The sequence below is a fragment of the Haladaptatus ordinarius genome, assembly GCF_054177595.1.
The window spans coordinates 21,909-31,724 of record NZ_JBPEHH010000050.1; the positions used below are offsets into that span (position 1 = coordinate 21,909).

At 59.9% G+C, this 9,816-nt stretch carries 11 protein-coding genes; 6 read left to right on the plus strand and 5 right to left on the minus strand.

The genetic code is table 11. From position 1 onward, the window contains the following. Positions 1-28: 28 nt before the first annotated feature. Genes rpl12p through ACR3FF_RS16930 form a run of 3 tightly spaced genes read right to left on the minus strand, consistent with a single transcriptional unit; the run spans position 29 to position 2,045 of the window. Positions 29-361: a 50S ribosomal protein P1 gene (gene rpl12p / locus ACR3FF_RS16920; protein WP_458189271.1), complete on the minus strand. Its 333-nt coding sequence runs from the start codon at positions 359-361 to the stop codon at positions 29-31. Positions 362-367: 6 nt separating this feature from the next. Next, the gene (locus ACR3FF_RS16925) at positions 368-1,405 is read right to left on the minus strand and encodes a 50S ribosomal protein L10 (RefSeq protein ID WP_458189272.1); all 1,038 of its coding nucleotides are present in this window, start codon (positions 1,403-1,405) and stop codon (positions 368-370) included. 1 nt (position 1,406) lies between these two features. Continuing rightward, the gene (locus ACR3FF_RS16930) at positions 1,407-2,045 is read right to left on the minus strand and encodes a 50S ribosomal protein L1 (protein WP_458189273.1); all 639 of its coding nucleotides are present in this window, start codon (positions 2,043-2,045) and stop codon (positions 1,407-1,409) included. Positions 2,046-2,216: 171 nt separating this feature from the next. Here ACR3FF_RS16930 and ACR3FF_RS16935 point away from each other — a divergent pair, with 171 nt between their 5' ends. Beyond that, on the plus strand, positions 2,217-2,933 hold the full coding sequence (locus ACR3FF_RS16935; RefSeq protein ID WP_458189274.1) for a hypothetical protein: 717 nt from the start codon (positions 2,217-2,219) through the stop codon (positions 2,931-2,933). Between the two features lie 17 nt (positions 2,934-2,950). On the opposite strand, the gene ACR3FF_RS16940 is transcribed toward ACR3FF_RS16935, so the two are convergent. Continuing rightward, complete coding sequence (locus tag ACR3FF_RS16940; protein ID WP_458189275.1) at positions 2,951-3,427, minus strand: 50S ribosomal protein L11; 477 nt, start codon at positions 3,425-3,427, stop codon at positions 2,951-2,953. Positions 3,428-3,587: 160 nt separating this feature from the next. On the opposite strand from ACR3FF_RS16940, the gene ACR3FF_RS16945 reads away from it, so the two are divergent. Beyond that, positions 3,588-3,782, plus strand: coding sequence for a hypothetical protein (locus ACR3FF_RS16945; protein ID WP_458189276.1), 195 nt, complete (start codon positions 3,588-3,590; stop codon positions 3,780-3,782). Between the two features lie 171 nt (positions 3,783-3,953). Here ACR3FF_RS16945 and ACR3FF_RS16950 read toward each other — a convergent pair whose 3' ends face one another. Further along, positions 3,954-4,157, minus strand: coding sequence for a VNG_1110C family protein (locus ACR3FF_RS16950; protein WP_458189277.1), 204 nt, complete (start codon positions 4,155-4,157; stop codon positions 3,954-3,956). A 112-nt stretch (positions 4,158-4,269) separates the two neighbouring features. Between ACR3FF_RS16950 and ACR3FF_RS16955 the strand changes: the two genes are divergently transcribed. The 4 genes from ACR3FF_RS16955 (at position 4,270) to ACR3FF_RS16970 (ending at position 9,505) form a co-directional block, all read left to right on the plus strand. Then, positions 4,270-5,379 carry an OBG GTPase family GTP-binding protein gene (locus ACR3FF_RS16955; RefSeq protein WP_458189278.1) on the plus strand — a complete coding sequence of 370 codons (1,110 nt, stop codon included), beginning with the start codon at positions 4,270-4,272 and terminating at the stop codon, positions 5,377-5,379. Then, a complete protein-coding gene (locus tag ACR3FF_RS16960) occupies positions 5,376-5,843 on the plus strand; it encodes a TIGR04206 family protein (protein WP_458189279.1) in 468 nt (155 codons plus the stop codon). The genes ACR3FF_RS16955 and ACR3FF_RS16960 overlap by 4 nt, the downstream gene beginning before the upstream one ends. A gap of 274 nt (positions 5,844-6,117) precedes the next feature. Next, the gene (locus tag ACR3FF_RS16965) at positions 6,118-6,876 is read left to right on the plus strand and encodes a VOC family protein (protein ID WP_458189280.1); all 759 of its coding nucleotides are present in this window, start codon (positions 6,118-6,120) and stop codon (positions 6,874-6,876) included. Between the two features lie 625 nt (positions 6,877-7,501). Further along, complete coding sequence (locus tag ACR3FF_RS16970) at positions 7,502-9,505, plus strand: BGTF surface domain-containing protein (RefSeq protein ID WP_458189281.1); 2,004 nt, start codon at positions 7,502-7,504, stop codon at positions 9,503-9,505. Positions 9,506-9,816: the final 311 nt, after the last annotated feature.

Here is a 9,816-nt window from a genome sequence, read left to right on the forward strand (position 1 = left end):
AAGAAAAACGCGTGTGTGGTGTCGTCGCTTAGCCGAAGAGTTCGCCGAGACCTTCGCCGCTGGCCTCTTCTTCTTCGTCGTCGTCCTCTTCTTCTTCCTCTGCGGCTTCCTCTTCTTCGGCTTCCTCTTCGCCACCTTCGTCGCCACCCGCGGCACCGCCAGCGGCGGCTCCACCGGCAGGGACGGCGGCGGCCTGTTCGACGGCCTCGTCGATGTCGACGTCTTCGAGTGCGGCGACGAGCGCCTTCACGCGAGACTCCTCGACGTCGACGCCAGCGGCGTCGAGCACGTTCGTGAGGTTTTCTTCGTTGATTTCTTCGCCCGATTCGTTCAGGATGAGTGCAGCGTATACGTATTCCATTGTTAGTTATCCGAACATAGCGCCGAGGCCCTCTCCGCCTGCTGCGTCGTCGTCATCGTCGTCGTCTTCGTCGGGTTCGGGCTCGGCTTCAGTTTCTTCTTCGTCAGTCGATTCTTCTTCCTCGGCCGCACCGCCAGCGGCAGGCGCTTCGATGTCACGAAGCTCCTCGGGCAGTGCGTCCTCGTCGTCTATCTGGGCAGCCAGCGTGCGCACCTGTGCGTCCGCCTTGCTCACGAGGTCCGACGCGAGGTCGGGACTCTCGATGGCGGCCTGCAGACCGAGGCTCTTCGCCTCGCCGGTCGCCTTCGAGACGAACAGCGGGACGGTCTGGTCGGTCGGGTACACCGCGTTGACCGAGAGGTTGCGGCCGAACGCCGCTGCACGCTCGATGTCGGCGCGGTACTCGTCCACGTCGATGGCGAGTTCGTCCGACTCGAACATGACGCCGTCCGAGTAGACCGCGCGCAGGTCGAGACCGACCTCTTTGGGCTCCATACCGAGTTCGGCGAGCACGTTCGCGAGCTCCGGCGAAACCTCGTCGCCTTCCTCTGCGACGACGCTGTCTTCGGTCACGTGGATGGAGCCATCCATGATTCGTGCGGCAGCACCGGCCTGCTGGAGTTCACCGACGAACGGGCCGGGGTCGACGCCCGTGTCACCCTCGGGGATGACGATCTGGTTCGGGGCGACTTCGCCCGCCGAAATCGGTGCCGGACTCTTCGACGCCTCCAGTTCGCGGTACAGACCGAACGGATTGTCGTTCGTGCCGATGAGGCCGATCTGGCCATCGACGTACGCTTGCAGGTCTTCGACACCGTCGTCGACGGCCGTCAGCGCGCGCTCGACCAGCGTGTTACGGCTGACGCGGAGTTCCGCGCTGCCGTGCAGGCTGCGGCGCATGTTCTGGAGCTGTTTGCTCGGAATGCCGGTGATGTTGACGACGCCAACACTGCTGTAGTTCTCGACGAAGTCGGTCAACTGGTCGACTTCCTCGCGTTTCCACTCCGGAATCGTCTCGGTCTTGCGTTCGGCTTCTGCGGACATCTCAGGCCACCTCCACGGACGGTCCCATCGTCGTCTTCACGTAGACGGTGTCGACGTTGAGTGGACCTTTCTCCAGGTTGGAGTGGAGACGGCGGAGGATGACGTCGATGTTCTCGGCGATTTCCTCCGCGTTCATGTCTTCTGCGCCCACGCGCGTGTGGAACGTCCGTCGGTCACCACTGCGAAGCTGGACCGTGTTTTTCATCCGGTTGACCGTTTCGACCACGTCGTCGTCGGGCTGAAGCGGCGTCGGCATCTTCCCGCGCGGACCGAGCACGGTACCGAGGTATCGACCGATGTCTTGCATCATCGACGCCTCGGCGATGAAGAAGTCCGTGTCGTCGGCGAGGTCCTTTGCCGCGTCGTTGTCGTCACCCAGGTCTTCGAGTTCGTCTCCGTCGAGGACGTCGTCCGCAACTTCCTCGGCTCGCAGGGCGGTTTCGCCCTCCGCGAACACGATGATTGTGGTGTCTTGGCCGGTTCCAGACGGGAGTACGATACTCTCGTCTACACGATTCGAGGGATCGTTTAAATCGAGGTCGCGCAGATTAATCGCGAGGTCTACCGTTTCGCGGAAATTCCGCTGTGGGGAGTCCTCGAGTGCGCGAGAGACTGCTTGCTCTATCTCATTATCTGCCATCGTTCACCTCCGTAGTACGCAGGAATGCTCCTACGGGTCAGTGAAACAGGCGACGCCTGTCTCACCGGAAATTGTCCCATGTGCAACTTAAACCCGTCGAACTACCTCGCCTCCCTCCGGGCCGCCACCGGTTTGTGTCGTGGTTACGAATCTCCGACGAATCATCGACCCATGACGCTACTACCGGGGATATTGGCGTTCGTGCTCGCCGGTGTTCACGTCCTGGCGGGACGCGTGCGTTCCTTTCAGGTCATCCCACGGAGTTACTGGCTCTCGATGGCCGGTGGTGCGTCTGTCGCGTACGTCTTCGTCCACATCTTGCCGGAGCTCGAAGGCGGGACAGTGCTCGAATCGGTCCTCTTTCTCGCTCGATTCCTCGAACGACATGTCTATCTCGTCGCACTCGTCGGATTCGCGCTGTTCTACGGACTGGAACGACTCGCACGCGAGTTCGGGCATGACGAGGGACAGGACGGCACGGGTATCTGGGTGTTCTGGATTCACATCGGGTCGTTCGTAGCGTACAACGCACTCATCGGCTATCTGCTCGTCCACCGCGAGCAACCGGGCCTCGTGAGCCTCCTGACCTACGCGACCGCGATGGGACTGCACTTCGTCGTCAACGATTACGGGCTTCGAGACCACCACCAGGACGCCTACGACCAGTTCGGACGGTGGTTGCTCGCCGGGGCCGTCGTCGTCGGATGGGCCATCGGTGCGAGCATGCACGTCGACGAGGCAGTCGTGAACACCCTCTTTGCGTTCCTCGCCGGTGGCGTCGTCCTCAACGTCATCAAAGAAGAACTCCCCAAGGAGCGCGAGAGTCGTTTCTGGGCGTTCGCGTTCGGGGCGACGGGTTACACGGCGCTCTTGCTGTTCGCGGGATGACGAGAGAAAAACCCGGATTATGCGGCGAGAGCGTCGTCGTACTCGCCTGCGTCGATCTTCTCTTTGAACTCGCGGGGATTCTCTCCCTCGATGGTGACACCGAGCGAGGTACACGTTCCGACGACTTCCTTCGCCGCGTTCTTCGTGTCGTAGGCGAGGAGGTCGGGGTGTTTCTGTTCCGCGATTTTCTTCACTTGGTCGATGGAGAGGTCGGCGACGAAATCCTTCTGCGGTTCGCCGCTTCCCGTCTCGAAACCGGCCTCGTCCTTGATGAGCGCGGCCGTCGGCGGGACACCGATTTCGAGCTCGAAACTGCCGTCTTCCTCGATGGAGATGGTCACGGGAACTTCCGTGCCGTCGAAGGCTGCGGTCTGTTCGTTAATCTCGTTGACGACTTCCTGCACGTTGACCGCAGTCGGACCGAGTTCCGGACCGAGCGGTGGGCCAGGGTTGGCCTGCCCTCCGGGTACGAGGACTTCGATTGTATCAGCCATACCAGACAGAAATCTCGCCGCAGTTTTAAGGATTTCCTTCTTGGCGTCCACGTCGGTATCGGCGAGTGTACCGGCGATCGGGCGTGATTAGCACGGCTGGCTGTTTCGACCCTGCGCTCGAACCGGTAGATTTTCTCCGTCGACCTGCATCGGTTTCGGTATGACGCCTCTCCGGAGAGGGCTCACGAGCGGACTCCTCGCGTTCGTCGTCGCAACGGTCGTCGCATCGCTCGCCGGTGGTCGGAAACGGGGACTCGGAGTCGGTGCGCTGACCGGCGCCAGCGTCGCACTCAGCGTGTGGCTCTCCGAGCATCGGTCGTCGTCGACCGTCCCTCGACCGTCGGCGGAGAACTAACGGCGCGAGACGGAGACGCCGGAACAAAACGGAGACGCCAGCACAGCACCCGGAGAAGACCTCCGAAAACGAGGTCGATTCGGACCGCTGCGGGGTCTTTCCTGGCGCGGGTATCGAGACAACGACCGCGGCGAGGGTGACGTCTCGGCGCGTTCTGTTATGCGCGTTCGGTTACGGCAGGCTGACGCCGTGCCGACCGAGGAACTCGCTCGCTTTCTTTATCTCGACTGGACTGCCGATGATTCGGAGGTGCTCGTCTTCGAAGGGGACGATGGTGAGTGTGAACTCGTTTTCGAGGTCGGACCGGATGCCGTTGAGCACGTCGCGGTGGAGGACGATCTGCGTGCTATCACGAAGACGAGCGGGGTCCGGCATTGATTATTATCGGTTTCGCCGGCAGGAACCTATTAACGTATCGAAACTACCGTGGGTTTACTCTTGGCGCGAAAGAACAGGTTTTTCGGCGGTCACGGCGCACGTGTCCATAATGGGACTGGAGGAGGAAATCGAAGCACTCCGCGAGGAGATAACCAACACGCCGTACAACAAATCTACCGAGGCACACATCGGTCGGCTGAAGGCGAAACTCGCGGAGAAAAAAGAGAAACTGGAGAACCAGTCCTCCGCCGGCGGTGGTCACGGCTACGCCGTCGAGAAAACCGGTGACGCGACGGTCGCGTTCGTCGGCTTTCCAAGCGTCGGGAAATCGACCCTGTTGAACGCGCTCACCGCCGCAGAGAGCGAGGTCGGGTCGTACGAGTTCACGACACTCGACGTGAATCCGGGGATGTTGCAGTACAACGGAGCGAACATCCAACTGCTCGACGTGCCGGGGCTCATCGAAGGTGCTGCACACGGACGCGGCGGGGGACGCGAAGTGCTGTCTGTCGTCCGGGCCGCCGACCTCGCGGTGTTCGTCCTCTCCGTCTTCGAAATCAACCAGTATGAACGACTCAGCAAGGAGTTGTACGAAAACAAGATTCGACTGGACACCGAACCGCCGAGCGTCTCGATTTCGAAGAAAGGCAAGGGCGGCATCAAGGTCACATCGAGTGCCGACCAGGACATGTCCGAGAACGTCATCAAGGAGGTCCTGCGCGAACACGGCTACGTGAACGCGGACGTGACCTTGCGCGAGAAACTCGACGTCGACCGCCTCATCGACGGCATCATGGACAACCGCGTCTACATCCCCTCGATGGTGACCGTGAACAAGGTCGACCTCATCGAACCGGACTACGCCGAGACGGTCCGCGAAGAGTTGCGTGACCACGGCATCGACCCCGACGACGCGGTGTTCATCAGCGCCGAGAAAGAGAAGGGGCTGGACGCATTGAAAGAGAAGATCTGGTCGGAACTCGGGCTGATGCGCATCTACATGGACAAACCGGGGCGCGGCGTCGATTACGACGAACCGCTCGTCCTGCGCGAGGGGAGCACCATCGGAGACGCCTGTCGAAATCTCGGCGGCGACTTCGAAGATCGGTTTCGGTTCGCACGGGTCAGCGGCCCCAGCGCGAAACACGACGAACAGCAAGTCGGCACGGACCACGTCCTCGCGGACGAAGACGTGCTCAGGATGATACTCCGGAAGTGACCGGCGTGCTTCTGGCGGGGCGCGATTCGTCGCGGTCATATTCGGGGGCGAAACGCCACCTCGGTCTTCTCGCGCTCGGTTTCGTCCCGTGGACGATTCTCCTCGCGCCCGGTGGGACCACACTCGTCTTTCCGTGGGGGCTGGTCAACCCGACCACGCTCCACGTCACGACGCTCCCCGACTACCTGTTCGTTCTGACCGCTGGATTACCGGAACGACTCCTCGCGTGGCCGTTGAGCGTTCTCTTCTATCTGCTCGCGCTCCTGAGCGCCTTCTCTGGGCGATTCGAAGACCGGCGAGTGACTGGGATACTGCTCGTACTGGCGGGGGCGAGCCACGCGAGTTTCGCGCTCGGGTTCGTGGGACGGGCGGGCGTGACGGTTCCGCTCGGACCGGTCGTGCTCTGGGCGGCCGCGTGGTGGTTCCACTGGCCCGACCTGCGGCGTGCACTGAATCGAACGTAGTCCACGCGAAGCCGTCGTCCGCTATCCCGGCGGGCTACTCGTTCGTCGCGAAACCGGTGGACGAAATTCTCCACGTATCCACCTATTCTCCACGCTATCCATTGTATATTCTCCACGTATCCATTGTATCTTCGGCCACGCGTGGCGCACGTGAGAAGACGAAAACAGTAGAACGACGAAAGAGGAGAACGACGCACTCAGACGAATGGCGTCCCACGCGCTCAGCTTCCGCGAACGGTACCCTTTTCGCTCCGGAGCGGGTGGTTTCGAACACATGAGTGGGATACTCGACCACGTGATGATGCGCGTAGAGGACCTGGACGAAGCACTCGACTGGTACCAGTCGCACTTAGACTACGAGGAGCAAGGCCGGTGGGAAGCCGACACGTTCACGAACGTCTACCTCGCACCGGGCGACGTTCACGACGAGGGTGCCGTGCTCGAACTCACCTACAACCACGACGGTCGGTCCTACGAGATGGGCGACGCGTGGGGCCACATCGCCGTGCGCGTCGACGACGTGTACGACGCCTACGAGGAGCTGATGGACGAGGGCGTCGAGGACTACCGCGACCCCGACTCCTGTGGTGGCAGTTACGCGTTCGTGAAGGACCCGGACGGCCACGAAGTCGAGATAGTCGAGCGCGACCACGGGGCGCGCTGGAGTCTGGATCACACCATGATTCGCGTCGAAGACGCGGACGCGGCGCTCGGGTTCTGGACGCGCAAGTTCGAGTACCAGCACACCGGGCGCTGGGAGTCGGACTCGTTCGCCAACTACTTCGTGAAACCGGAGGACGCCGCGAAAGAGGCGATGGCGGTCGAACTCACCTACAACTACGACGGTCGGTCCTACGAGATGGGCGACGCGTGGGGTCACCTCGCGGTGCGCGCCGACGACCTCCACGACGACTGGGAGACGCTGATGGAGCGCGAGGCCGAAGATTACCGCGACCCCGAGTCCTGCGACGACCGCTACGCCTTCACCACAGACCAGGACGGCCACGAAATCGAACTCGTCGAACGCGAGTGACCGTGTCTCGATAGGTCGAACCACCGGACGGCATCCGACCGATCGCGCTCGGCCGCGGAATATCACCAACCGAACAGGAATGCGCGACCGACTACGCGAGCCACGACCCGCCGCGCGGCACACCCGATCTCTCCGCACCTGGGCGTCGGCAAGCGGTTTCCCCTCTTTCCCCAAATATAGAACTATTCTGACTAGAGGAAGGTTGAAACGACCGTCGTATCAAAAATATCTCACTCACGTCTCGATTTCATAATCGGAATAGAATCATGTCTTGATTTGAGTTGGTTGCTCAGTACTACTTAAAGACTGGAACTGTGAATTCGACCATTCATAGGGGTAATACACCCCTGAACGAATCGAAATCACCGGTTTCTACTGGCGAAAATTACTACTTCACGGACCCCCCATTAGATCCACTAATCCACGAATTCGGACGTCAGAGAGTATTACAACCCGATTACTATACCACAAGGCATTTATAATAAGGGATAACGTTTTCAATGTACCCTACCTATGGTGGCAAACGGAGTACCACTTGATTTCTCATGATTATATATTGTACGAAGTTCAATAATTATCGTAGGAAAGAAACTATAGCCGTAATAGAAACAAAAAACGATAAATCATGGCAGAAAAAATCACAAAGGTTCGCAGCCTCGTCCTGACGGCGCTGATGGTTATGTCGGTCTTCGCCGGCGCAACCGCGTTCGCAGGCTCGGCGGTGGCCGCAAGCGACTACGACACGACGATTGAGAACAGCTCCGTCGTGTACAAGGGTCAAGTCGGTCTCGTTGACCAGTATTCGGCCGACACCAAAGTAACGCTCTCGAAAGGAAAAGATGGCGGTGACGGATTCGTCGACACATACACTGCTGACGGTGACGGCGAATTCACCATCGACACCACCGAACTGGAGACGGGATTCTACCAGCTCTCGGCCGGTAGCACGACCATCACCTTCCAGGTCGTCGAACAGTCGTTTGACGTGAGCGCCGACTTGACGTCCATTATGGAGAACAGCAACGACCAATCGGTGACCTTCTCCATCGATGACTCGAACCGTGAGGATCTCAACGTCAGTGTCTACTCGGAAGAGATCACCGACGACGAAAATGCGATTGATTCGTACTCCGGTATGTACGAGGAGGGAGACGGTACCCACGAGTTCACCGTCGACTTCAGCAGCTACGACCTCGAACCAGGCACGTACAACGTGACCGTTAGCGTTGACGACACGTCGGCGTCCAAGACATTCGAGGTCACCGTCCAGGAAGGCGGTTCTGCATTGTCGATCTTCGACGACAGCGTCTACACCGTCCCGCGCGGTGACATCGTCCCGATGACGGTGAACCTCGAGAATACCGACACGGCGAAGGTCTCCATCGGTGCTGACGAGGCGAACTTCAAGATGTCCGTCGACGTCACCGACAAAGACGACGACGGCAAGGTCACCTTCTGGTTGAACACGTACAAATCGACCAGCGGCGACGCCTCTCAAGTCATCTACACGGCATCCGACAGCAATGACGAGGTTTCGGCATCGTGGGTAACCCCATCGAACGACGGCCTCGGGCACCCACTCGCAGTTACGTCGGGTGACAACATCTACGAGCTATCTGTCGACACGGACGACGACGGCAACCCAGACGACGTCGGGTCGCTCTCCGTCGAACCCCGCCAAACGGGTAGCGCACAGACGTGGATTGCACCCTCCAACCTGGGAGCGAACAAACCATCGGATCTGACGGATGAGATCACCCAGCGTAGCAACGCAGCGTACCAAGACTATGTCGTTGTCCAAGTTAAGGACACGACCGGTGTCTACGGTGCCCTCAACAACCCGACCGAGAACGACCTGTCCAACGTGGACGGTCTCTCGTTCACGGTCAAAGAGGACAACCCAGAACCGAACACGGATGCGGATTCATTCGACAGCACCAATACAGGCGTCAGCATGATTGACGATGGTGCGAACAACTCGCTCTACTTCGTCATCGAAACCGACGCTATCGTTGGTGTTGATGAGGAAGACATGCAGGGTGACTGGACGGCTACGTTCAGCGTTGACAAGAACTACAACGTCTCAGTCGACAAGAAGGAGTCTGTCTCGTCCTCGTTCACTGTTGAGGAGCGCACCCTCGACCTGAACGATGGCAACAACCTCGAGGTCGCTCCGTCGGACAACCAGTCCATCTCCGGTACGACCAACCTCGCACCTGGTTCCTCGGTGACCCTCCAGGCCCGTTCCTCGGGTGTCTTCTTCAAGAACCAGGAGGTTACGGTTTCGGAAGACGGTTCCTACTCAGCAATGTTCGACTTCAGTGAGTACGACAACGGCAACGAATTCAGTGTCACCGCTACTGCATCTGGCGCTGATGCCGTCTCCGTCGATGGTGTGCTGAACCAGGACGCAAACCAGCAGACGACCACGACGACGACCACGACCATGACGACCACCACCACGTCCGACGTGACCTCCACGACGACGTCCGACGTGACCTCCACCACGACTGAGGACACCACGACGACCGAGACGACCAACGAAGAAGGTCAGCCCGGCTTCGGTGTCGCAGTCTCCATCGTCGCACTCCTCGCCGCTGCGCTCCTCGCGCTCCGCCGAGAGAACTAAATCGGACTAACCGCCGAGCGACAGCGCTTTTCAGATACCGAACGTCGAGTCTGCCGAGACTCACGCCAATGTCGGTCACCCGCCGGAAGCGGTGACGAACGGTCCGATGGTTTCCGTCGTTCGTCCTCACGCCGATGATTTACACCCGCAGCTCGCCTCGGCGTTCGCTGTGTCGATGTCTCTCCTGACCACCATCCGTCTTTAGCTAAGACGAGAACCGCGTGACAGTGACGGCTTATCGAGGCTACTTTTCGAGAGGAATGAGGAGGAGAAGTCAGTGCACGACTCTCGCTCCTCATCAAGAATCATGC